The organism is Gottfriedia sp. NPDC056225, from assembly GCF_042267765.1.
Taxonomy (GTDB): Bacteria; Bacillota; Bacilli; order Bacillales; family Bacillaceae_G; genus Gottfriedia.
Window position 1 is genome coordinate 214,328 of record NZ_JBHJTJ010000002.1, and the last position, 23,855, is coordinate 238,182.

A 23,855-nucleotide genomic window follows, 5' to 3' on the forward strand; every position below is an offset into this window, starting at 1 on the left:
AAAAAATTTATATTTTAACTAATCGTTTTACAATTGAAGATACGCGTTCTCCAACTAAACGAATTTGTTCGTCTGTGTTACCATAACCAAAGCTAAAACGCACCGAAGAACGTATTTTTGGTGAATCAATTCCAAACATTTCAACTAAAACATGTGATGGATCAATACTACCAGCAGTACAAGCAGATCCACTTGATGCTGCTACACCTGATAAATCAAGATTTACCAAAAATGATTCAATTGAAATATCATCAAAGGATAAGTTTAACACATGCGGTGCAAAAAACGTCTCATTTCCATTTTTTTCAAAACGAATGCCATTTTCTTTTAGAACATTCATTAAGATTTCTTGAAAACGCAAATAGCTTTCTACACGTTCTTCTCTTTCAATATGAATTAATTCAACAGCTTTAGCTAGTCCAACTATTCCGGGAACATTTTCTGTACCAGCACGACGTTTTCGCTCCTGCTGTCCACCAAATTGTAATTGTGTAAAGATTGCATTTTCGCTTACATATAAAAATCCTACACCTTTAGGACCATTTATTTTATGTGAAGAAATTGATAAAAAGTCTACACCAAGTTCTTCAACATTTATTGGAATCAAGCCATAAGCTTGGACTGCATCAGTATGAAAATGAGCTTTATGATTTCTAAGAAGTTCACCTATTTCCTTGATTGGCTGTACTGTTCCGACTTCATTATTAACCATCATAATTGATACTAAAATAGTATCCTCACGTAGTGCCGCCTTTACAGATTCGATCTTCACACGACCTGTTTCATCAACTGGTAAATACGTTACCTCAAAGCCTTCCTTTTCAAGAGCCTGGCATGTATGTAATATAGCATGATGCTCAATACTTGAGGTAATAATGTGCTTACCATATTTTTGATTTGCATATGCAACTCCACGCACAGCAAAATTATCACTTTCTGTTCCACCGCTTGTAAAAATAATTTCGTTAGCTTTTGCTCCTATACTATTAGCACAAACCATGCGCGCAGTATCAATTTTTTGACGAGCTTGTCTCCCAAAAGAATGAATACTCGATGGGTTTCCAAAAGTTTCTTGCATTTCTACAACCATCTTTTCGATTACTTCTGGATGCATCGGAGAAGTCGCAGCATGATCTACATAAATACGTTCCATTTTTATTAAATCCTTTCTTTATGAAGCATTCAGTACATGGATTGAGAAATCTAAGAAAAACGGGATTAGAATTTAACCCATTTCCGATCCCTACTAATTCATCAACCCTGTTTTTTAATAAGCACTTGCCGCCTCAAACACTTCTTTCTTAAAAGTTACATTTCTTAACATGCAACAATACAATAAAACGAGCTTAAATATAAAACATATATCCATTCAAATCATCAGATTCTAACTTAGCTAAATCTTCAAGAGTAGTATGGTCTAAAACTTCATTGATCGCTTTTTGAACACGAGACCATAGCTCTCTTTGGGCAGGATTTTCATCTTCAATATTTTCGATCGGTGATAATGAGCCTTCAAGCGCAGTAATCACTTCTCCCGCTGAAATTTCATTTGGTTCTTTTGTTAAAATATACCCGCCATATGCACCTCGAATACTCTTAACTAATCCCGCATTACGTAATAATGAAATAATTTGCTCTAAATAATGCTCAGAAAGATTCTGTGCTTTCGCAATACTCTTAAGCGAAATTGGTTTATCACAATATCTTTTCGCTAATTCAATCATAACTGTTAGTCCATATCTTCCCTTAGTTGAAATCTTCATGAATTCACTCCGTTCAATTAACTGTATCTCTTATTTTAATAGATTTATCCTATTTTTAAACTGTAGTAATACAATTATTGTACACTATTTGTCCAATAAATTCACATTAGGGAGGAAAAATCCACTAATCCAATTGGAAAAGTGCATTATGTAACATAATAATGTATGCAAATAATATTTAGTTTTTCTGTTTACCAAAGATCAATTTTTGAAATTTACTCCTCCATTGTCTTAAATAATCTGCAGATCCTAAAAATCCGCCCAACTTATTTCTATAAAAAATGTTATAAAATCAAGATTTCAGTTTATTTCCTTAGAACTGCATTAATAAAATTGATAAAAATTCATTAAAAATAACCCGACTTCAATTCAATGAATATTCTGTAAAATAAATATATTAGTTATTTATTCATTCAGAAAGAAGTTGAGAAAAATGCGAAAAACAAGCAAAAGAAAAATGAAACACCTTGCATCCATCGGACTAAGTACTAGTTTACTGTTTGGAACCCTTGCACCTATTACTTATCACGCTAATGCACAAACAATTTCATCAAGTGAAGTCTTATTAGCTAAGTTGACCCCTGAACAAAGAGAAGCATTACAAGCATTAAATTCAAACAAATTTAAAACAGGTTTACATCTATCGTCAGATATAAACTTAAGTAGTCCGAAAGAAGTATCCGTAATTGTTGAATTTAAAGTCCTTCCTGCTAAAACTGAACAGCTAACAGAAGCTGCAGAAGGAAAAAGCATTTCACTTGCAACAGCAATGGCCAAAGTTGAACAATCACATGTTCAATTTAAAAAAGATTTACAAGAACAAGTAGGCAATAATGCAAAATCTAAACAAGACTATTATCAAATAAAACATACTTATAAACATTCATTTAATGGTGTCGCTTTAACTCTACCCGCTAATCAGATTAAACAATTAATGCAATTAGATGGGGTAAAAGCAGTTTACAGTGATGCACAAGTACAATTACAACCCCCAAAACAAACTGATGAAAAGAACGATCAAACAAATGTCGATAGCATCCCATTTTTAAAAGTAGACGAATTACATAAAGAAGGATTTACTGGAAAAGGAGTTAAAATTGGGGTAATTGATACCGGAATTGATTATAATCATCCGGATTTAAAGGGTGCATATAAAGGCGGATATGACTTTGTAGACAATGACAATGATCCAATGGAAACTACATATGATAATTGGAAGAAGTCTGGAAATCCAGAATTCTATAATGGTAGTTCCTATTATACTGAACACGGTACGCACGTTTCAGTAACAATCGCTGGGAAAGCTAAAAACGACTCAAATTTCAAAGTAACAGGCATAGCTCCTGATGCTGATTTATATGTCTATCGAGTTTTAGGTCCATATGGTAGTGGAGCTAACTCTTCGGTAATTGCTGGAATCGACAAGTCTGTTGAAGATGGTATGGATGTAATAAATCTTTCATTAGGAAGTGATTATAATGATCCATTAGATCCTACAAGCCTAGCAATTGATAATGCTGTCTTAAACGGTGTCACTGCAGTTGTTGCAGCAGGAAATTCAGGAGATTATGGAATGTCTACATTAGGCTCACCTGGAGCTGCTGCACTAGCATTAACTGTTGGAGCTAGCTCAGCTTCTACTAAAGTAACAACCTTTAAAAGTAGCTTCAAAGTAGGCAAACGAAAAATAAACGGAACTTTACAGTTGATGACTAAAAAGTGGACGGATGACTTTAGTAACCTATCTAGTAAATCATTTAATATTGTCAATGTTGGTGAAGGTGGTCCAAATGATTATGCTGGAAAAGATGTAAAGGGAAAAATAGCATTAGTTGTACGTGGTACATATGCTTTGATCGATAAAATGCAATATGCTAAACAAAACGGTGCAGCAGGAATAATTATTTACAACAATAATTTCGCTGAAGGACAAATTCCATATTACTTAGGTGAAAGTAATGATTATATACCAGTTTTCTCATTAGATAATAATACTGGATCAGCAGTTAGGGATTTATTACAAACTGGTACTATGGCTGTTTCATTTGGTACATTAGGTGAAAGTGAAATTTCTGGTGACGTATTAGCAGACTTTAGCTCAAGAGGTCCGTCAGGTACTTTATACGATATAAAACCTGAAGTAACAGCACCTGGCGTCAATGTATTATCGACAGTTCCTTCTTATATTAGAAATAAAAATGATCAGAGTGATTACTCATCTGCTTATGAAAGAATGTCAGGGACATCTATGGCAACTCCTCATGTGGCAGGTATAGCAGCTTTATTGCTGCAGGCAAATCCAAATTATACACCAGCTATCATTAAAACCATTTTAATGAATACAGCAGATCCTTTAAAAGATAAGTATAGTGTATTTGAAGTAGGTGCTGGCAGAGTTGATCCGTATGAAGCTATCCATTCAGACACAGAAATCTCAGTTTCAGATGAAACTCCGTATATCGATAATGGACAAGAACAAATCATTCAGGAGCAAACAGGTGGTCTAAGCTACGGAATTATCCCTATGGATGATGATACTTCATATAACAATTCAAAAAAAATTGTAATCTCTAACTCAAGCAAAAAAACGAAAAAATATACTGTTTCTGTTGAATATAATATAGGCGCACAAGGTTCTTTAGATGCACAGAAAAACGGTGTAAATTTAACCGTATCTGAGAACTCTTTAAAGTTAAAATCCGGTAGTCAAAAAGAGATTTCTGTTTTATTATCAATTCCAAAAACAGCTGAGAAAGGAACCTATGAAGGATATATTCATATTGAAAATGAAAAAAATCCTGAAGAGAATTATCAAATTCCTTTTGGAACACGAGTTGTTGAAGAAGGTTTTAAATATTTCAAAGTCCACTCCCCTTCGATCTCAACTAATCGTGTAATAGCTCCATACAGTGTTAAAGATTCAGATTTAGATTTCAACTTTAATTCGCCTATGAAAACGATCGATTTTGTATTAGTTGATCCAAAAACAAATAAAGATTTAGGTTTAATCACCTCAATTAATACTACTGGTGCTACTGTAGACTATGATTATTATCTTCAAGACGGATTTACAGGAAGATACTTCCCTTTTACCGGAAACGCTAAAAAGCCAATTGGGTTTACTTCGATTTTAGCTCCAGAAGGCGTTTATAAAATTAAAGCAATTGGAACAAATCAGGTTGGAAAGCAATTTGTACAAACTGATAAAGTATACATCGATAATTCCGGTGCAAAGCTTTCCCTAGATCAAACAAATGCTACTCCTAAAGGAAATCTTCCATTTGTTGAATTAGCACCAGATCAAAAAACAGTCACTTTATCGGGTACTGTAATTGATAACGAAGTCACGGAAATGCAAAATAATGGGATTAATGTAACGCAAGCTAATAACAAGGTATATTACGGTTCTAATGGACCTGCTTTAAGTATTAACGTTGATGAAAATGGTAAATTCTCTAAAGAAATCTCTGTAACTGGTTCTTCAACTGCTACAATGCTTCAATTTGTAGGCGCTGATCGAGCTGGAAATACATCTATTGCTCCAAGGGTTATTTACTATGTCAAAGCAGGAACGCAGTATATTTATGCTAAACCTAATAAAGAATCAATTACAATGGGTGATAAAGTAACGTATACTCTGTATAGCCATGGATTAAAGAATGCAAAAGAAATGAGCTTCTCATTAAATTATTTAAGTAAATATTTTGATTCAGCAGAGATTGTAAAAAACAAAGCATTACCAGAAGGAACCGAACTAACTTCGACTACTAATGGTACAACTAGTTTAACAACAAACATTACATTGAAAATGCCTAACGAGGGGATTTCAGGCGATGTACCTTTACTTGATCTCGTATTTGATACAAAAGCAGATGAGTACGTAAATGTGCTTAGTCAACTCTTTAATATTTATGGTGGTGCATACAAAGATGTGAATGGAGCAACTGTAAGACCGCTAATCCAAACAGGTCTACTTCCAATTTATGCATCGTATTCAAAAGTACAAGCACAGCTTGGAGCACAAGGCTTATATAAGGAAGATGGTACGTACAATTATTCAACTGATTACACAACTGTAGGTGCAACTGTTAAAGCACAAGATTCTAAAGGTAATTTATACGCTGGGGAAATACAAAAGAACGGTCAAATTTTTATAAATAACTTACCAGCAAACGAACCTTTATTCACGGTAATCGTAGATGTTCCAGGACACTTTACAACTTATACTCCGCTTGAAGTTGGAAGACAAGACGGGAATATAAGCATTGGAGAAAGCATTTTTTATTACACTGCAAAGTCTAAAGCTGGAGACATAAATAAAGACAACGTAGTAGATCTAAATGATGTACTATTACTTGAAGCGAATTGGAATAAAAACAACCGAAACACAGACATAAACTTTGACGGTATTACAGATGCTAAAGACTTTAAATTACTAGAATCAAATTACTTAAAAGAAAATGACTATGTGTTAAATACACCAAGCCCAGTCCAAGTGCTGAATGGACAAACAATCCAAACAATTAAAGCAAAACTTGGTGTTAACTAAAAAAACTGGAACTCTTTTTATAGAGTTCCAGTTTTTTCATGGCTAATGTTTTACTAAGCTGTGCGCTTTTTATCCCTGCTATTATAGATCCATTCCACAATGAAACCAATAGCAAAACCAAATATAATTGGGTTCAATGAACCACCAATAGTAAATCCGCCATTTGTGGTTTCCTCAAAATTAAACCATTTTAAAGATTCAATGTTAAACAAATCACCGCACACGTAATATGCAGAAGTGGTAATGATAAATACAATTATTGGAATCCAGAAAATTTTCCTTTTCGCTCAAATACCACTTTTAATTAGAATTTAATATAAATTAATAGAAAGGCAATTCATTTTTTATTATAATTATAGCGATAATATTTACGAGACTATTTCTTATAACGTTTTTCTTAACTTTTCAACTTTCCAGCCCGAACGAACTGAGCTGCTGCCGCTTTTTCATCGAAATCTTCAACATTTTTTCTAGAATCTTTTATGTTATTTAAAAAATTTAAGATGTTGAATTCGATGCTTTTTATTTCGTATTCAGTATCAGCATTTAATAAGTCCTCTAGTAAATCTAAATAAATTGCTTTCTCTTCAGGTGTTAGCACTAACCTCATTACATGCCTCCTTCATTTTTAGCTAAGAATATTATCGAAACTACTATACTATTTGCTTCGAAATATTATGCAGCGAACTTACCCTTTCCCGTTCAGTGTTAAGTGCCCTACTTAAAAGAAAGCTCTGTGATGAGAGGCCAGCTAATATACAATATCCAATTACCATACGCATATCTTTTAACATGTTCTCTGGTATAAATAAAGAAACAAATAATGTCGAGGCTGTTGCTCCAAATAAAATATCCGCAAGAAATCCTAAATAAAAGCCTTTCTTTCGTCTCACTGGGAGCATAATCGTACCTTTGTTAAACAGGATGTGAAAAATAAATCCGGTCACTCCACCAATGACGATCGCCAAGACATAGAGCTTAACCATGTTCATCCTCCGTTCTTAATTTTAGGTACAAAAAAAATTCCTACTTTCGTTTCGAATATAAATTAATCGAAATGATCGCTAGGATTGGACAAGTTCTATATTAAAGTATGAACAGCTTGTACTTATTATTATAAAAGCTAGAAAAAAAATTATCAAAACAATCTTGTAAAAATTATCCAATTGTGACAAAAAACAAGTTAATAGTCCTACAATAATATTTAACCTAAAAAACTATAAGTCTAATTAACTATTTCCCAATAACCTTATTATGATATATTTGAATTACAAAGCTGCTATAGGAGGTAATAAGTTGGCCGTACAAAGAAAATTCAAGACTATCGTAAAACAACTACACCATCAAGATTTATATCAGCGGGCAAAAGGAATAGACCAACTTAGGAAGTCTCTAGGTTCTGGTGCTTCAATCGAATCTTTAATTTATTTATTAGAGGAAGCCGGCAGTAACTTCCCAAAATCAAAAGAGGATTGGGATGATGGAAGCTATCATCTAGTTGGATTTTGTTCAGAGTTCGAAATACAAGAATTGATCATTCCAATCGAACAAAATTTTGAGGCATACAGTGAACGAGCAAAACTTCAATCACTGTATTTATTAATAAATCTTAAATCAGACTTAGCTAGAGATGTTTATATACGAATAATCGATAAATATATTTTACAATTTTCACTAGATATTGATGTACAGTTCATTTTTGAAGAGACAAATTGGACTCCTCATTTAGTAAAAAAATTACTACATTTAATTGAAAACAATGAAACTGCTGTATCAATATTCCATTTAATTCTATTGTGTCATAGAAATTCAAAATCTCTTTCTTTTACATCTGAAGAAGCCGATTATGTAAAAGAACAAATTAAACATTATTACAAGTTTAAACGCGATTCATATTTAAATTATGATGACGATTATGACTTAAAATACGTTTATCAAGCTTGGAAGGAATCATACTTATTTGTTCGTACTGAAATGGGTATTTGTCTTCAATTAATGCAATTTTATTATGATGATTTTATGCATGGATATTTAGAAGAGGCAATTGATTTTAAAGACCCGTATTTAAAAGTTGATGCCGTTATCTCATTAATGGAGCAAGACGTTCAGATTGAAATGGAAATACTCGACTATTGTGCTCACAATATTGAATCTGCCAATTGGTTTTATACAAAGCTAAATGAAGGGTCAAAAAATAAGTTGTATTCGTTTACCGAAGACCATCAATATAGTTTTGTAAAAAACAGATTGTTTCTTTATTTAATTTCACATGAGGATTTTGGGGTCATCCCTGATGATATTGAAGTCGTTAAACGATTTGATACTGCAAACTATTATGAAGAAGAAGTAACTTTTTATTTAACTAGATTTCGTAGTAACCAAGAAAACTGGGACGAAAATGATTGGATGGCAGCATATGTCGGAGCCTATATTACTGAACAAATCCCAAGTCCTAGATTTATTGATGAGACAATTACAGCGTTTACGAGTTGGGACAAATATACGCTAGATGAACATAAGAAACAACTTGAGTTACTAAATAAAACCGAAAACGATAAATTAGGTCAAGAAGTCATATTAGAATCAAAGCCAAGTTGGCACTTTGGCACGTACTTCTTAGGTTTTTTAACAGCCATTCGTACAGGTACTGCTTTCGGAAATCACGATCCATTTTATTTCGTACTACTATCTGTACTATGGATTGTTTTCTTGTTTAAAGTGTATGCAACAATCCAGCTACGAAAAGAGTCAAAAGTGATTTTAACAACTAGACAATTAACCTTTAAAAAAGGAAATGAAATAAAGTCAATCGAGCTTCATAAAATAAATCGGATGAAAATCGAGCTTCGAAAATGGGGTAAAAATGAAGGGAAAATGGCAGCTTATCAAAGAAAAGTAAATTATATTGTTTTCTATGATAAGGAAGACAAAGAAATTCTTTCTATTCCTTCAACTTTTATTAAACCAGAGCTACTTTTCTTTGAAATAAAATTATTAACAAATCATTTAGTTGAAACTCCAATTGTTGAAGTTTTTGAAAATGATGTCAGTGCCTAAAGCCGTGATAAAATCTCGGCTTTAGACTGTTGACAAACGCTCGCTTTCTTCGTTGCTTCGCCTGTCTGTGGTGCTCATTACCGTTTAGGTAACTCCGCTCCTCACCAGACTTCGCGGCTCGAAAGACAAGCGCTTGCAATCAGTCTGAAAATCAAGCTTTTGTATTTTGTCTAAACAATGAAGCCGAGATAAAATCTCGGCTTTTTTATTCATGCTCGGTTCATATTAGGGTGTTATGATGATGCTAGATTTTATAATGGAGGCAGATTTGATGTATTCAAAAAAAACTTGGTGGATTTTATTTATTCTCTCACTTTGTGTCATGATTCCATTTATAGTTCCTTATTTTCTATTTAATCCAGAAAATAGTCGTATTCAAATATCTTCTACTTCAATACAGTACCCTGCTTTAATAGCACATATCTTTTTTGCATTGATAGCTCTAATTACTGGTTTCTTACAATTTGTTAAAAGTATTAGGATTCGTAATCCGCAAATCCACAGAATGATTGGAAAAGTTTACTTTATAAGTGTCTACATAAGTGGACTTTTAGCGTTGATTGTCATTTTTTATGTTGAAGATTTTACGCGGGCAACGTCTTTTCTTACTTTAACATTACTTTGGATCTTTACTACATTTCAAGGTGTGTATAGCATTAAGAAGAAAAATTATATGGATCACAAAATCTGGATGATTCGAAGTATGGGGATTACTTTAGTTGCCGTTAGTGCTAGAATTTTAGTACCTATTTTATTTTTAGCTTACTTCTTGCTGAATGGAATGCATATACCTGGTGGTAGAGAGAAAATGGTCGAAGTAGCCTTAAACGTGAATATATGGGTAGGCTTATTACTTAATTTTATCATTATTGAGTGGATCATTTTAAAGAAACATATTAAAAGGAAGCTCGATTAAGCGAATACACTCGCTTAAATCGAACTTCCTTTTTATTTTCGATCCTTCTTAAATTGCTGTAGTTTTTCAAATATAGCCCCATAACGTTTTTCGTTACCAGCGTCTTTTGGTTTATAGTAAATTTGATTGACAAGACGATCTGGAAGATATTGCTGATTTACCCATCCACCAAAATTACCTAATGGATGATCATGTGGATAAATATACCCAATTCCATGACCCATATCTTTTGCCCCGGCATAATGACTATCCTTTAAATGTGCCGGAATATCATCATGTAGCCCACTTCTTACATCATTTAATGCGCGATCAATTGATGTAACACTTGAATTAGATTTCGATGATAAACAAAGTTCAATTACCGCATTTGAGAGTATAATTCTCGCTTCAGGAAAACCAACTTGTTTTGCTGCTTCACAAGCTAGTACAACCTTCCATGGATCACCAGCTAATCCGATATCCTCATAAGCAATAACTAATAATCTACGGATAATACTAGTTATATCACCCGCTTCAATTAACCTTGCTAAATAATAAAGCGCTCCATTTACGTCACTTCCACGAATACTTTTTTGAAATCCAGACAATGTATCGTAGTGAAAATCTCCATTTTTATCATGATTAAATCCTTTCGAACGAAGGAATTCATCGATGATTTCATCTTGTACTACAATTGTACCGTCTGATTCTTTTGGTGAACCATAAACAATTGATTCTAATATATTTAAGGATGATCTTGCATCCCCATTCACTCCATGAGCTATTTTTAATATTTGTTCCTCAGAAATTTGAACTTGTAAATTTCCTAATCCTCTATCTTCATCTCTTAAGGCCTTATCTAATAGTTTATAAATATGCTTTGGCAAGAGAGGCTCTAATTTTAATATATGGTTACACCGACTTCTAATCGCACTGTTTACATCGTGGTATGGATTCTCAGTTGTCGCACCAATTAAAGTAATAAATCCACTTTCTACATACGATAATAAATAATCCTGCTGTAGCTTCGACCAACGATGAATTTCATCAGCAAAAAGAATGATCTCACCGAACATTTTTGCTTCATGTACGATATCCTCAAGTTCCTTTTTCCCAGAAGTAGTAGCATTTACAGTGACAAATCGTTTATCAACTGTACCAGCAATAGCATGGGCAAATGAAGTCTTGCCTATTCCTGGTTCTCCATGTATTAACATTGAAGGCACTCGCCCATTATGTATTAATCGATATAACGCTGATTCTTTTCCGATTATTTTTTCTTGACCGATCAATTCATCAATTGTCCTAGGTCTCATACGGTATGCTAGAGGTTCATGACTCATTTTTCACCCTCCTTTTAACAAACTCTTTTTTCTATTGTAAATGAATTGGAAACATTTTTCATCTGCACTAGAAAATATTTCTCATTACTAAACAAATTAATTGGTGATGATAATAATAGATGAATTCAAGAAGGTGAAAAAATGAATATTCCTAAATCTAAATGGTCCATAGAGGATGAAAATACATTAATCGAACTAGTAAACAATTATGAAAGCAAAGGTAAATCGAAGCAAGAAGCATTTGAAATGGTCGCAAATATTGTCAATCGGACAAAAGCCGCATGCGCGTCTAGATACCGAAAACTATCAACAAATCAAAGCAATGAATTAAAAGAGAAAAACCAAATCGTCGAAACACCTATAAATAATCATTCATTAAATTTAGATTTAGTCATTCAATTTTTAACGAATTTACAACCAAATTCTCAAATCATTGAACAAAATTTCATTTTAAAAGAAAACGTCATGAAAATAAAAATAGAAAATGAGGAATTGTACAAGAAAATAATCAATTTAAAAATGCTGATCCAAAAGAAACAAGATGTATTGATCAATTTAGCTGATTAATTTAGACAAAATACTGTAAAACATTTACCGTATTTTCTAACTTGTACTATTGTATAATGAAGTAATAAAACGAATGCGGGTAGTAAGGAGTATAATAAAATGAATTGGAAAAAGGGCGGTTTATGGATTATTATATTTTTTATTATTAAAGGTACATTCTCTACACTTTTGATTGTAACTGGCGCAAAATATTTTAACTTATCAACAATTCAAATATTCCTACTTGTTATTTTGCTTGTAGTGATTTCTTTAATTGGTCGAAGATTTGTTCGCAGGCATAAAAGTAAAAATAAAAATGAAAAAGACATAAATATGTAACAGGTTTAAGATAATTCCACAGATTCTTTTTGAGCATCACAAAACAGCGAAACAAAAGAAAGCGAGCAGTTTAAAACCCCCAATTTCTTGAGGGTTTCTTTTTTTACTTATTAGGTTTTCGTTTATTCATTTCAATTGATTCCATATCGTTAACAACACCGTCTTTGCCAACTTTACCTTTCTTCTTGACGACATTATCTTTCTTTTTATATAAAACATTTAACCGATTGGATAAATTATCTACATTATGCTGAGTTCGATCTTTTTCCATGTTATTCGTACTACTACAGGCAGATAAAATTGTTAATGATAATCCGAAAGCACAACATACTTTCAATGTTCTATTCAACATCAAACACCTCCTACTTTAAGGTTAGTTTTTGCATTTATAAATAAAAAAACTGTAGGAAATTAATTCCTACAGTCTGACTACCACTAATTTTTTTATTCTTTACCTACACGTTTAATTTCAATATCTTTTATTAATTCACGTACAGCATGACTTGCCGCGATTAAGCCAGCAACTGAAGGGACAAATGCGTTTGAAGATGGCGGCATTTTTGCTTTACGAATTTTTGTATTTTCATCTGGTACGATTTCTTTACGTACATCTTCACGAATGACAATAGGGCTTTCATCTGAAAAGACCACTGTTACCCCTTTTTGAATACCTTCCTTGCGCAGCTTTGTTCGAATAACCTTTGCAATTGGATCATGTGTTGTTTTAGAAATATCTGCAATTTTAAATCGTGTTGGATCCATCTTGTTAGCAGCACCCATACTTGAAATAAGTGGAATTCCTCGACGGCGACACTCTTTAATTAAATGAATTTTATATGTAATCGTATCAGAAGCATCAATTACATAATCTAATGGAATTTCGAAAAACTTTTCAAATGTTTCTTCTGTATAAAACATTCTATGTGTAATTACTTCGCATTCAGGATTAATTTCAAGAATACGTTGCTTCATCATTTCTACTTTAGGCTCACCGACAGTCGATAATAAAGCATGAATTTGTCTATTCACGTTTGTTATATCGATTACATCTTTATCAACTAGTATTAAACGACCGACTCCAGAACGAGCTAAAGCCTCTGCGGAGAATGAGCCAACTCCTCCAATACCTAAAATAGCAACCGTACTGTTTTGTAAACGCTCTAAACCTGCTTTACCAAAAGCAAGCTCATTACGAGAAAATTGGTGTAACATTTGTTCAACTCCCACTATCTTAATCAGATTACAATGATTTAAATATACATGATACAAGCTATTTACATCAAGCTTGAATTTTAGAAATAAAGAATTTTAATAATCTTACAACAATAAAAAGGAAAGGATTAAGAAAATAAATTCCTTTCCCCTTCCTTTTTATTTTACTCTTCTACAGTTGTTTTTAACGCTAATTCTTCTAATTGTGCAGAAGAAACTGGGCTTGGTGCTTCTGTTAATAAGCAACTTGCTGACGCCGTTTTAGGGAATGCAATTGTGTCACGCAAGTTTGTACGACCTGCAAGTAACATGACAATACGATCTAAACCTAACGCAATTCCGCCGTGTGGCGGAGTTCCATATTCAAATGCTTCCATTAAGAAACCAAATTGAGCTTGCGCTTCTTCTTCAGAGAATCCTAAGCATTTGAACATTTTTTCTTGTATGTCTCTTTCATAAATACGTACAGATCCACCACCAAGCTCGTAACCATTTAGAACTAAGTCATAAGCTTGTGCTTTTACACTACCAGGATCAGTATCTAATTTCGCAATATCTTCACGAACAGGTGATGTGAATGGATGGTGTGCAGCAAAATATCGGTTTAAATCTGCATCGTACTCAAGTAAAGGCCATTCAGTAACCCATAAGAAATTGAATTTCGATTGATCGATTAAATCTAAGTCTTTTCCTAGTTTTAAACGAAGTGCTCCTAAGCTGTTTGCAACTACTGAAGCATCTGATGCTACGAATAAAATTAAGTCACCAGCTTCAGCTTCTACAGCTAATTTTAAAGTAGCAAACTCTTCTTCACTAAAGAATTTTGCTATTGGTCCTTTAAAACCATCTTCTTCAAGTTTTAACCAAGCGAGGCCTTTTGCTCCATAACGACCAGCATATTCTTGAAGTCCATCGATGTCTTTACGAGAATATTTTGCCGCTTGACCTTTCACGTTTAAACACTTTACTTGGCCACCATTTTCTACAGCTGAAGTAAATACTTTAAATCCACTTTCTTTTGCGAAAGAAGAAACATCGATTAGCTCTAATCCAAAACGAGTATCTGGTTTATCAGAACCATAACGATTCATCGCTTCATCATAGCTCATTCGAGGAAGTGGTGTAACTAATTCTACACCTTTTGTTTCCTTCATCATTTTAACCATCATTCTTTCAGTCATCTCCATAATTTCCTCTTGAGAAAGGAAGCTAGTTTCGATGTCTATTTGAGTAAATTCTGGTTGACGGTCAGCACGTAAATCTTCGTCACGGAAGCAACGAGCAATTTGGAAGTAACGCTCAAAGCCTGAAACCATTAATAATTGTTTAAAGATTTGAGGTGATTGTGGTAAAGCGTAAAACTCACCTGGATGTACACGGCTAGGTACTAAATAGTCACGAGCTCCTTCAGGTGTACTCTTCGTTAAAATTGGTGTTTCAACTTCTAAGAAGTCTTCACCGTCTAAGAAATCACGAACTGATTTTGTAATTTTCGAACGTAATTTAAACGTGTCATACATAACCGGACGACGTAAATCTAAATAACGATATTTTAAACGAAGGTCTTCTGCAACATCTGATTTATTTTCAATCGCAAATGGAGGATTTTTAGCTTTGTTAATAATCTCAAGCTTTTCTGCAGAAACTTCAATTGCTCCTGTAGCAAGATTTGTATTAACTGTACCTTCACCACGAGAAACTACATTCCCGTGAACATGAAGAATAAATTCATTACGCACAGTTTCCGCTAAAGCTAAAGCTTCACCTGAAGTTTCAGGATTAAAAACGATTTGTACAAGTCCAGAACGGTCACGTAGATCAATGAAAATTAATCCACCTAAATCACGTCTTTTTTGTACCCATCCTTTAAGTGTTACACTTTGACCTATATGTGATTCTCTTAGTTCTCCACATAAATGCGTTCGTTGTTCCATTTTCAATTCCCCCACTTGATTATTTAGAGCTTACGTATTTTACAAAGATGTCTAATGCGACTTCCTCTTGTACACCAGTTTCTTGGTCCTTTAAATTAATAACTCCTCGTGATAATTCATCTTCACCTAGAACTGCTACAAATTTTGATTTATAACGTTCAGCTGCTTTGAACTGAGCTTTTATTTTACGGTCTTGATAATCTTTTTCACAAACAAGACCAGCTTTACGTAATTGATATAAAATAGCTGTTGCTTCTTTTTTCACTTCGTCTCCAAGTGCAATTAGGAATACATCCATCTCTTGTTGAATAGGAAGCTCAATTTCTTCAGTTTCAAGAGCTAATAATAAACGCTCAATACTTAATGCGAAGCCAATACCTGGCGTATTTGGGCCACCGATTTCTTCAACTAAACCATTATAGCGACCACCGCCACTTAATGTTGAAATTGAACCGAATCCTTTACCTTCTAACATGATTTCAAATACCGTGTGATTATAGTAATCTAAACCACGCACTAAGTTTGCATCAATTTCAAATGGAATCTTCATAGCAGTTAAGTAAGATTGAACAGCTTCAAAGTACTTTACAGATTCCTCATTTAAATAATCTAAAATTGAAGGAGCTGTCTTCATTGAAGGATGATTATGATCCTTTTTACAATCTAAAACTCGTAATGGATTTGACTCTAAACGAGTATTACAATCGCCACATAACTCATGTGCCACTGGTTTAAAATGATTCACAAGCGCTTCACGATGTGCTTTACGGCTTTCTAAATCACCTAAACTATTAATTACTAACTTAACATTTTTCAATCCAAGTCCACGATATAAATCCATTGAAAGTGCTAATACTTCCGCATCGATTGAAGGATCATTACTACCTAAAGCTTCGATACCAAACTGTACGAATTGACGATAACGACCTGCTTGTGGACGCTCATAACGGAACATAGGACCAATATAATACAATTTTGTAGGTTGGCTACTATTTCCGTACATTTTATGTTCAACATAAGAACGAGCAATTGATGCCGTTCCTTCTGGACGTAATGTTAATTGACGATCTCCACGATCCGTAAAAGTATACATTTCTTTTTGAACGATATCCGTTGTATCACCAACACCACGTAGGAATAACTCAGTATGCTCAAACATTGGCGTACGAATTTCACTATAGTTGTATCGATTACATAAATCTTTTGCAAATTTTTCAATATACTGCCACTTTTCAACAGTACCAGGTAAAATATCCTGAGTACCTCTTGGAATATTAATTGACATTGTAAATCCTCCTAAATAAAAAACCTCATTATAAATACAAAAAACTCCCGTGCCTACTGAAATAAATATCAGTAGGGACGAGAGTTATAAGCCCGTGGTGCCACCCTAATTGAAGAACAATAAATGTTCTCCCACTTTCATCGTTAACGCCGATTCACGTTTATTCTTACTAGAAATCGTTCAGAATAAAGCCTCGGGAGTGTCTTTCAAATAGTCTACTTGTGGAAATGCTCTCAGCCACGGCACTCCCTCTCTCTCCAAGAGATCCTATCCTACTTTTCTCCGTCTTTGGATTGTTATTATGTATCAATATGTTATTTTATATCTTACGTTCGGATACAATAAATGTCAAGGACAGTTAAAAATTTTTTACGAACGTTCTAGCTGTCTTTTCAATTCACGCACTTCTCTTAAAGTAAGGCCAAACTCACTCGCCATCTCTAGTGAATTAGTTTCTTGCCCCCTATTTTGAAACTCATGAAAATCCATATTAAAGACACCTTTTCTACCTGATCCTAGACTATTACGATTATTTATTCTCATGATGCAGTCTCCTTCCAAGTATGTTGTTATATAGGATGTCCAATTATTTATTGGATTAAACAATTAAAGTAGCTTCAGTTCTATCGGCTTAGGTGAAAATGAGTAAAACTTTATAAAAATTGAGTATTTCTTAATATATCGTTTCAAAAATGAATCAAATAATTAGTATAATTGGATGAAATTAGTGGTTATTAAGTTTTATTTGCAGTTTTGGACCGACTTATTAGCAGATTTGATGATTTTATTTGCATTTTCGGTAATTTTATTTGCAGTTTCATTATTTTTATTTGCTGCTAATTCTTTTATTTCCGCTCCCCCATTTTTATTTATGATTCTCTATTTTTTGTTCCACATTCCCACACCAACAAAAAAAACCATGGCACACACCATGGTCTAATAAAAAGCTCTTATAGTAGATTGTATGCTCTCAACTGAGCCGTCTATGAAGTACATTAATCCGTAATATACTAGAATGATTAAAATAACAAATAAGAGTGCTTTAAAGAAGCTTTTGAGGATTGTAAACAAAATTACACCAGCGATGAGGATCAAGACGATTGTAATTATGTCCATATAGTACCCTCCTGTGAATTCTTTATCAGAACCCGTGTACTTTTAGTATATTCGCAATAAGAAGTTATTATTTTAAAAATTAATTTGTACAAAAAATATCCCCCTTTTTAATGAAAAAGGAGGTAATAAATTTTATTTACTTTCAATCATTATTGTAATTGGTCCCCAGTTTGTAAATGTTACGTCCATATCTGCACCAAAAATACCAGTCTGTACTTCGTATCCTTGCTCGCGTAAATATGAATTAAAAAATTCGTATAGTTCGTTTGCAATTTCTGGCTTAGCTGCATCCGTGAAGCTTGGACGTCTTCCTTTTCTCGTATCACCATATAACGTGAATTGAGAAACTGATAGGATCTGGCCTCCAACATCTTTTAATGATAAATTCATTTTTCCAAGTTCATCTTCAAAGATTCTCAGGTTAACTGCTTTGTCAGCACAATATTTAACGTCTTCAACTGTGTCTTCATGTGTAATACCAACAAGCAATAATAATCCTTTAGGTATTTCCCCGACTACACGTCCATCAACTACTACTTTTGCTTCTTTTGTACGTTGTAATAATACTTTCAAGAGGCACCTCCTATTAGTGGAAAATTCGTCTCACAGAGTATATGTCTGGAATTTGTTTAACCTTATCCACTACTTTTTGAAGGTGGTTTATATTTCGAATGGACAGACTCATTGTAATGGTTGCCATTTTATTTCGATCATTCTTTCCTGTAACTGAAGAGATATTCGTTTTTGTTTCGTTGACAACAGAAAGAACCTCATTTAATAGTCCGCGACGATCATAACCGAATATTTCTATATCGACATTATAATCACGTTCAAATGTTGGACTTTCTTCCCAGTCTACTTCAATAAAACGATCTTCTTCGCTGTCGTTTAACATATTTACACAGTCACTTCTGTGAACTGAAATCCCTCTACCTTTTGTGATATAACCAACAATATCATCTCCAGGTACTGGATTACAGCATTTAGATAGACGAATTAATAGATTGTCTACACCTTTTACAGAAATACCAGCGTCTTTACGGCGTGAAGGAGCTTTTTTAAGATCCGAAGAAAGTTCTTTTAGACGGTCTTCCAATTCTACTTCAGTTCGCTTACGGAATTTATCTGTTAAACGGTGAGCAATCTGCGTTGCAGTAATTCCATTATATCCAACTGCCGCATACATATCTTCTGCATTTGAGAAGTTGAATTTCTCAGCTACACGTTTTAAATTTTCTGACGTTAAAACTTCTTTTAAATCACATTCTAACGCTTTAATTTCTTTTTCAACTAGTTCTTTGCCTTTTTCAACATTCTCTTCTCTTCTTTGCTTTTTAAAATATTGGCGTATTTTATTTTTTGCGTGTGAAGACTGAGCGACCTTCAACCAGTCTTGGCTTGGCCCATATGAATGTTTTGATGTCATGATTTCAACGATATCACCTGTTTTAAGCTTATAATCAAGTGGTACCATTTTACCATTTACTTTTGAACCAATTGTTTTATTTCCGATTTCGGAGTGAATTCGGTAAGCAAAATCGATTGGTACAGATCCAAGTGGTAATTCATAAACATCACCTTTTGGCGTAAATACGAAAACCATATCTGAGAATAAATCCATTTTAACTGATTCCATGAATTCTTCCGCATTTGTAGAATTATCTTGCCATTCGATAATTTCACGGAACCAACTTAATTTATTTTCTAATGTTTTTTGTGTTGGAAAATTTGCGTTATCATCTTTGTATGCCCAGTGGGCTGCAACCCCGTATTCAGCAATCTGGTGCATTTCTGTTGTTCGAATTTGAACTTCTAGTGGTTCACCTTTTGGCCCAATAACAGTCGTATGAAGCGATTGATATAAGTTTGCTTTAGGCATTGCAATATAATCTTTAAAACGACCTGGCATTGGTTTCCAACATGTATGAATAACGCCTAAAACAGCGTAACAATCTTTAATACTATTAACGATTACACGTACAGCTAATAAGTCATAGATCTCGTTAAATTGTTTATTTTGCTTAGCCATTTTATGATAAATGCTATATATATGCTTTGGACGTCCAGAAATGTCTGTTTTAATTTCGACATCTTCAAGTTGTGTTGAGATTTCGTTAATAACCTCTTCTAAATATTGCTCACGCTCTGCTCTTTTGCGCTTCATCAAGTTAACAATTCGATAGTATTGTTGTGGGTTTAAGTAGCGTAGGGCTGTATCTTCAAGCTCCCATTTTACTTTACTAATCCCTAATCGATGTGCTAAAGGTGCAAATATTTCTAAAGTTTCATTTGCAATTCGCATGCGTTTTTCTTGAGGTAAATGCTTTAACGTTCTCATATTATGAAGGCGATCGGCTAATTTGATTAATATTACTCTCAAGTCCTGTGCCATCGCTACAAACATTTTACGATGGTTTTCAGCTTGCTGTTCTTCCTTCGATTTAAACTTAATTTTACCTAATTTTGTAACACCATCTACAAGCATAGAAACTTCTTTGCCGAATTGGTTCTCTAAGTCTTCTTTGGATACTTCAGTATCCTCTACTACATCATGCAGAAACCCAGCACTAATGGTTGTAGCATCCATCTCCAAGCCAACGAGGATACCTGCTACTTGAACCGGGTGGATGATATAGGGTTCTCCAGACTTACGAAATTGCTCACTATGTGCGTCACGAGCATATTCATAAGCACGTTTAATAAACGCCACATCATCTTCTTTTAAATAATGGGTCGCTTGCTCTAAAACCTGTTCTGCTGTCAAAACTTGCTCAGTAGCCATTTAATCACCTTAAATCATTATTTCTTTTATTATCATGAAAATTTCGTTTTTTGTAAAGCAGGAGTCGTCAAATTTCATTTTTTTTTGCAGATTCGTTATAGAAAAAGAGCACTCTGATGATTCAGAGTACCCTATAGGTTAACATTATAATATGTTAAAAATTAATAAGTCATTAGTGTAAATATATCATAACCATCTAATTTTTTACGACCTTCTAAGTAAGAAAGCTCAATTAAGAAAGCAATACCAACAACAATTCCACCTAGTTCTTCAACTAGATTAATTGTCGCTTCAATCGTACCACCAGTAGCTAATAAGTCATCAGTGATTAGTATACGTTGACCTGGCTTAATCGCATCTTTGTGCATTGTTAACGTGTTTGTACCATATTCTAAATCGTAGTTATAGCTAATTACTTCACGAGGTAATTTACCTGGTTTACGTACAGGAGCAAAACCGATTTCTAAAGCGTAAGAAATTGGACAACCAACAATAAATCCACGAGCTTCTGGTCCAACTACTAAATCTACGTCTTTTTCTTTCGCATAAGCTACGATTTGATCAGTTGCTTCTTTATAAGCTTTACCATCATTCATTAATGATGAAATATCTTTAAACTGAACGCCTTCTTTTGGCCAGTCCGGTACAATCGTAATATAATCTTTTAAATTCATTAAATAAGTGCCTCCCCATTTTCGGAAAAATGACTTTTCATATTTTGAAAAAATGTAGTTAATTCATCACATTTTGAGTACAGAAATAAACGTTCTAGTTCAATACTAACTAATTTTTTTGCGTACGTATTCGATAAAGATAGATCTTTCTTCTCAGTTTGTGGCAACAAACGAATTTTTCCATCCTCTATTGTAACAAATTCTAAATCAAAAAACACCTTTGTCATAAAATCGACTTGTTCTTTTTTCCATCCCATCTTACGACATAATGCCACTTCATACATGTTCATGTCAAATGGATTGGTGTTTGCTAAGATTGAATAGAATTTTTTAAAGCTTTCTCTACTAGGAATTGGAGAGAAGAAATGTAGTTCTTCTTGATTAAATACTAAGTAGATGCGCTCCGACAAACCATTTTGAAAAACCTCTTTTAAATGATTTTCAGAACTAGGCAAATCAAGTAAGATAATATAATTATTTTGTATATTAGTATTTAAGTTTAGTACATCTTCATAAGAAATAAACGTCGAAACAGGATATTTCGTCTTTAAGTTTTCATAATCACTTGATGCTTGATGTAAAAATATTAATTTTTCTTCGTTTGAAGGTAGAGTTAATCGATGTGGCTCTTGACCTCTTAAGTCAAATAACTGCCAATGATTTACTTTAATATCCTGAATCATTAGTTGTGGCTTACGTTTGCCATTCCATTCATTAATTGAAGCCATTCCTAAGCAAGACACTTTTGATCCAGTAGCAATTTCATTTGCAACATGTCCAAATCCAAACCCAACAGCGTCGAGGGACGTTACATCATCTTTTAATTGAAATTTAAGATGTGCACCTTCATTACCGATTTGTTTAATATTTAAAGCATCTACTTCGCTTATTTCTAAAACAGGTTTTGGATTATGCATACCAAAAGGCGCTAACATATTTAATTCATTAATAAATGAGATTGAAACTTCGCTAGCTTGGCAGATTAAATCAACTTCTTTTAATGGAATAAAATCTTCATCCGTCATAGTTTGGTCAGCAAATTCATTTAAACGATGTCTTAATTGTTCAACATCCTCAATCGCTAGTGTCATCCCAGCAGCAAGAGTATGACCTCCAAAATGAGGTAAAATATCTTTACACTTTGATAAATTTTCAAAGAGAGAAAAACCTTCAATACTTCTTGCTGAACCTTTGGCAATTCCTTTTTCGCGATCTATGCTTAGAACAATTACAGGCTTGTAAAAACGATCTACTAATTTTGAAGCAACAATCCCAACTACACCTGCATTCCAGCCTTCTTTTGCTACAATAATCACTTTGTTTGAACATGAGGAATCAAGCCCATTTACTTGTTTAATCGCCTCTTCAGTCATACTTGAAACTAACTCTTGCCGTTCTTTATTTAAAACTTCAATTTGTTCTGCTCTAGTTTTAGCTAGTTCTCTATTTGTTTCTAGAACTAGATCTACTGCAGGCTTAGCATCACCAAGTCGGCCAACTGCATTAATTCTTGGTCCAATTGCGAAACCAATTGTTTCTTCATTAATTGAATCATTAGAAGTACCACTAATTTCTAAAAGTGCTCTTAAGCCTTCACGTCTAGTTTGCTTTAATTGTCTTACACCTTTTTTTACAATTAGTCGATTTTCATCAACTAATGGCACTAAATCGGCTACTGTACCGATTGAAACAAGTTCTAAATACTCTTCCGGTTCTCTTCCTAATAATGCAGAAGCGAATTTAAATACAACTCCTACACCAGCTAATTCTTTAAAAGGATAGCTTGGACTAAGTTTTGGATGAATGATCGCGATAGCCTTTGGAAGGTCCTCTGGTGGTTCATGGTGGTCTGTGATAATGACATCTATTCCAAGTTCATTTGCAAAACTAACTTCCTCAGCTGCAGATATACCTGTATCTACAGTAATAATCAATGAGTAGCCTTGTTCTTTCGCCCATTTAAATGCATTCTTGTTAGGGCCATACCCTTCAGTAAAACGATTTGGTATATAGAAATCTACTTTTGCTTCTAGTTCAATTAATGTTAAATACAATACTGATGTACTACTAACACCATCTGCGTCATAATCGCCAAAAATTAATATTTTTTCATTTTCTTCAATCGCTTGAAATACTCTGTCTATTGCAATATCCATACCCTCTAATAAAAACGGGTCATGAAAGCTCATTTGATCTTCATATAAAAACTTACTTGCTGTTTCAACTGTATTAAACCCGCGAGTAACAAGTAGTTTAGCTAATAGAGGGGAAATCTGTAATTCTTTACTTAATATTTGCTCTTCTTGTTGATTCGATAATTTCGGTTTCCAACGTGCTTTTGACTTTAACAATACTCTCAC

General features: G+C 33.7%; 20 protein-coding genes and 1 other annotated feature. Of the genes, 5 read left to right on the plus strand and 15 right to left on the minus strand.

Annotation, left to right across the window (positions count from 1 at the left end; translation table 11 throughout):
* Nucleotides 1-7 precede the first annotated feature (7 nt).
* Nucleotides 8-1,153, minus strand: coding sequence for a cysteine desulfurase family protein (locus tag ACFCYN_RS03180; protein WP_375947456.1), 1,146 nt, complete (start codon nt 1,151-1,153; stop codon nt 8-10).
* 193 nt (nt 1,154-1,346) lie between these two features.
* Nucleotides 1,347-1,763 carry a cysteine metabolism transcriptional regulator CymR gene (gene cymR / locus ACFCYN_RS03185; RefSeq protein WP_098121816.1) on the minus strand — a complete coding sequence of 139 codons (417 nt, stop codon included), beginning with the start codon at nt 1,761-1,763 and terminating at the stop codon, nt 1,347-1,349.
* A 433-nt stretch (nt 1,764-2,196) separates the two neighbouring features.
* Between cymR and ACFCYN_RS03190 the strand changes: the two genes are divergently transcribed.
* The gene (locus ACFCYN_RS03190; protein WP_375947458.1) at nt 2,197-6,312 is read left to right on the plus strand and encodes a S8 family serine peptidase; all 4,116 of its coding nucleotides are present in this window, start codon (nt 2,197-2,199) and stop codon (nt 6,310-6,312) included.
* Between the two features lie 397 nt (nt 6,313-6,709).
* Here the strand turns inward: ACFCYN_RS03190 and ACFCYN_RS03195 are convergent, their stop codons facing one another.
* Together ACFCYN_RS03195 and ACFCYN_RS03200 are read right to left on the minus strand one after the other, a co-directional pair.
* Complete coding sequence (locus tag ACFCYN_RS03195; protein WP_375947460.1) at nt 6,710-6,922, minus strand: hypothetical protein; 213 nt, start codon at nt 6,920-6,922, stop codon at nt 6,710-6,712.
* Nucleotides 6,923-6,965: 43 nt separating this feature from the next.
* On the minus strand, nt 6,966-7,298 hold the full coding sequence (locus tag ACFCYN_RS03200; protein ID WP_172447414.1) for a DUF4257 domain-containing protein: 333 nt from the start codon (nt 7,296-7,298) through the stop codon (nt 6,966-6,968).
* Nucleotides 7,299-7,608: 310 nt separating this feature from the next.
* On the opposite strand from ACFCYN_RS03200, the gene ACFCYN_RS03205 reads away from it, so the two are divergent.
* Together ACFCYN_RS03205 and ACFCYN_RS03210 are read left to right on the plus strand one after the other, a co-directional pair.
* On the plus strand, nt 7,609-9,369 hold the full coding sequence (locus ACFCYN_RS03205) for a hypothetical protein (RefSeq protein ID WP_375947462.1): 1,761 nt from the start codon (nt 7,609-7,611) through the stop codon (nt 9,367-9,369).
* 271 nt (nt 9,370-9,640) lie between these two features.
* Nucleotides 9,641-10,285, plus strand: coding sequence for a DUF2306 domain-containing protein (locus ACFCYN_RS03210; protein ID WP_172447412.1), 645 nt, complete (start codon nt 9,641-9,643; stop codon nt 10,283-10,285).
* A gap of 32 nt (nt 10,286-10,317) precedes the next feature.
* Here ACFCYN_RS03210 and ACFCYN_RS03215 read toward each other — a convergent pair whose 3' ends face one another.
* On the minus strand, nt 10,318-11,607 hold the full coding sequence (locus ACFCYN_RS03215) for a replication-associated recombination protein A (RefSeq protein ID WP_172447411.1): 1,290 nt from the start codon (nt 11,605-11,607) through the stop codon (nt 10,318-10,320).
* Between the two features lie 141 nt (nt 11,608-11,748).
* On the opposite strand from ACFCYN_RS03215, the gene ACFCYN_RS03220 reads away from it, so the two are divergent.
* A complete protein-coding gene (locus ACFCYN_RS03220) occupies nt 11,749-12,174 on the plus strand; it encodes a Myb-like DNA-binding domain-containing protein (protein WP_172447410.1) in 426 nt (141 codons plus the stop codon).
* Nucleotides 12,175-12,273: 99 nt separating this feature from the next.
* Nucleotides 12,274-12,492 carry a hypothetical protein gene (locus tag ACFCYN_RS03225; RefSeq protein WP_172447409.1) on the plus strand — a complete coding sequence of 73 codons (219 nt, stop codon included), beginning with the start codon at nt 12,274-12,276 and terminating at the stop codon, nt 12,490-12,492.
* 103 nt (nt 12,493-12,595) lie between these two features.
* Here ACFCYN_RS03225 and ACFCYN_RS03230 read toward each other — a convergent pair whose 3' ends face one another.
* The 10 genes from ACFCYN_RS03230 to recJ all read right to left on the minus strand — a co-directional run bounded on the left by ACFCYN_RS03230 (nt 12,596) and on the right by recJ (nt 23,846).
* On the minus strand, nt 12,596-12,844 hold the full coding sequence (locus tag ACFCYN_RS03230; protein WP_098121825.1) for a hypothetical protein: 249 nt from the start codon (nt 12,842-12,844) through the stop codon (nt 12,596-12,598).
* A gap of 92 nt (nt 12,845-12,936) precedes the next feature.
* Entirely contained in the window at nt 12,937-13,704 is a 768-nt protein-coding gene (locus tag ACFCYN_RS03235) for a tRNA threonylcarbamoyladenosine dehydratase (RefSeq protein WP_172447408.1), read from the minus strand.
* Nucleotides 13,705-13,868: 164 nt separating this feature from the next.
* Nucleotides 13,869-15,638 carry an aspartate--tRNA ligase gene (gene aspS / locus ACFCYN_RS03240; RefSeq protein ID WP_172447407.1) on the minus strand — a complete coding sequence of 590 codons (1,770 nt, stop codon included), beginning with the start codon at nt 15,636-15,638 and terminating at the stop codon, nt 13,869-13,871.
* A 19-nt stretch (nt 15,639-15,657) separates the two neighbouring features.
* A complete protein-coding gene (gene hisS / locus ACFCYN_RS03245; RefSeq protein ID WP_375947467.1) occupies nt 15,658-16,923 on the minus strand; it encodes a histidine--tRNA ligase in 1,266 nt (421 codons plus the stop codon).
* Nucleotides 16,924-16,993: 70 nt separating this feature from the next.
* Nucleotides 16,994-17,221: a binding site (T-box leader), on the minus strand.
* Nucleotides 17,222-17,292: 71 nt separating this feature from the next.
* Nucleotides 17,293-17,466: a hypothetical protein gene (locus ACFCYN_RS03250; RefSeq protein WP_172447405.1), complete on the minus strand. Its 174-nt coding sequence runs from the start codon at nt 17,464-17,466 to the stop codon at nt 17,293-17,295.
* A gap of 393 nt (nt 17,467-17,859) precedes the next feature.
* Nucleotides 17,860-18,039 (minus strand): hypothetical protein, encoded by a 180-nt coding sequence (locus ACFCYN_RS03255; RefSeq protein WP_098121406.1) that lies wholly within the window; start codon nt 18,037-18,039, stop codon nt 17,860-17,862.
* Between the two features lie 132 nt (nt 18,040-18,171).
* On the minus strand, nt 18,172-18,612 hold the full coding sequence (gene dtd, locus ACFCYN_RS03260; protein WP_172447404.1) for a D-aminoacyl-tRNA deacylase: 441 nt from the start codon (nt 18,610-18,612) through the stop codon (nt 18,172-18,174).
* A gap of 13 nt (nt 18,613-18,625) precedes the next feature.
* On the minus strand, nt 18,626-20,821 hold the full coding sequence (locus tag ACFCYN_RS03265) for a RelA/SpoT family protein (RefSeq protein WP_172447403.1): 2,196 nt from the start codon (nt 20,819-20,821) through the stop codon (nt 18,626-18,628).
* Between the two features lie 161 nt (nt 20,822-20,982).
* Nucleotides 20,983-21,495, minus strand: coding sequence for an adenine phosphoribosyltransferase (locus tag ACFCYN_RS03270; RefSeq protein ID WP_172447402.1), 513 nt, complete (start codon nt 21,493-21,495; stop codon nt 20,983-20,985).
* Entirely contained in the window at nt 21,495-23,846 is a 2,352-nt protein-coding gene (gene recJ / locus ACFCYN_RS03275; RefSeq protein ID WP_375947471.1) for a single-stranded-DNA-specific exonuclease RecJ, read from the minus strand. Before recJ ends, ACFCYN_RS03270 begins: the two co-directional genes overlap by 1 nt.
* Nucleotides 23,847-23,855: the final 9 nt, after the last annotated feature.

What these genes read in the sequence shown, in the direction of transcription:
- cymR (WP_098121816.1), bottom strand. Translation starts at nt 1,763, where the DNA reads ATGAAGATTTCAACTAAGGGAAGATATGGACTAACAGTTATGATTGAA.
- ACFCYN_RS03200 (WP_172447414.1), bottom strand. Translation starts at nt 7,298, where the DNA reads ATGGTTAAGCTCTATGTCTTGGCGATCGTCATTGGTGGAGTGACCGGA.
- ACFCYN_RS03250 (WP_172447405.1), bottom strand. Translation starts at nt 17,466, where the DNA reads ATGAGAATAAATAATCGTAATAGTCTAGGATCAGGTAGAAAAGGTGTC.
- ACFCYN_RS03235 (WP_172447408.1), bottom strand. Translation starts at nt 13,704, where the DNA reads ATGTTACACCAATTTTCTCGTAATGAGCTTGCTTTTGGTAAAGCAGGT.
- ACFCYN_RS03230 (WP_098121825.1), bottom strand. Translation starts at nt 12,844, where the DNA reads ATGTTGAATAGAACATTGAAAGTATGTTGTGCTTTCGGATTATCATTA.
- ACFCYN_RS03210 (WP_172447412.1), top strand. Translation starts at nt 9,641, where the DNA reads ATGTATTCAAAAAAAACTTGGTGGATTTTATTTATTCTCTCACTTTGT.
- ACFCYN_RS03265 (WP_172447403.1), bottom strand. Translation starts at nt 20,821, where the DNA reads ATGGCTACTGAGCAAGTTTTGACAGCAGAACAGGTTTTAGAGCAAGCG.
- ACFCYN_RS03255 (WP_098121406.1), bottom strand. Translation starts at nt 18,039, where the DNA reads ATGGACATAATTACAATCGTCTTGATCCTCATCGCTGGTGTAATTTTG.
- ACFCYN_RS03270 (WP_172447402.1), bottom strand. Translation starts at nt 21,495, where the DNA reads ATGAATTTAAAAGATTATATTACGATTGTACCGGACTGGCCAAAAGAA.
- ACFCYN_RS03190 (WP_375947458.1), top strand. Translation starts at nt 2,197, where the DNA reads ATGCGAAAAACAAGCAAAAGAAAAATGAAACACCTTGCATCCATCGGA.
- ACFCYN_RS03195 (WP_375947460.1), bottom strand. Translation starts at nt 6,922, where the DNA reads ATGAGGTTAGTGCTAACACCTGAAGAGAAAGCAATTTATTTAGATTTA.
- ACFCYN_RS03180 (WP_375947456.1), bottom strand. Translation starts at nt 1,153, where the DNA reads ATGGAACGTATTTATGTAGATCATGCTGCGACTTCTCCGATGCATCCA.
- ACFCYN_RS03220 (WP_172447410.1), top strand. Translation starts at nt 11,749, where the DNA reads ATGAATATTCCTAAATCTAAATGGTCCATAGAGGATGAAAATACATTA.
- ACFCYN_RS03225 (WP_172447409.1), top strand. Translation starts at nt 12,274, where the DNA reads ATGAATTGGAAAAAGGGCGGTTTATGGATTATTATATTTTTTATTATT.
- hisS (WP_375947467.1), bottom strand. Translation starts at nt 16,923, where the DNA reads ATGTCAATTAATATTCCAAGAGGTACTCAGGATATTTTACCTGGTACT.
- ACFCYN_RS03215 (WP_172447411.1), bottom strand. Translation starts at nt 11,607, where the DNA reads ATGAGTCATGAACCTCTAGCATACCGTATGAGACCTAGGACAATTGAT.
- aspS (WP_172447407.1), bottom strand. Translation starts at nt 15,638, where the DNA reads ATGGAACAACGAACGCATTTATGTGGAGAACTAAGAGAATCACATATA.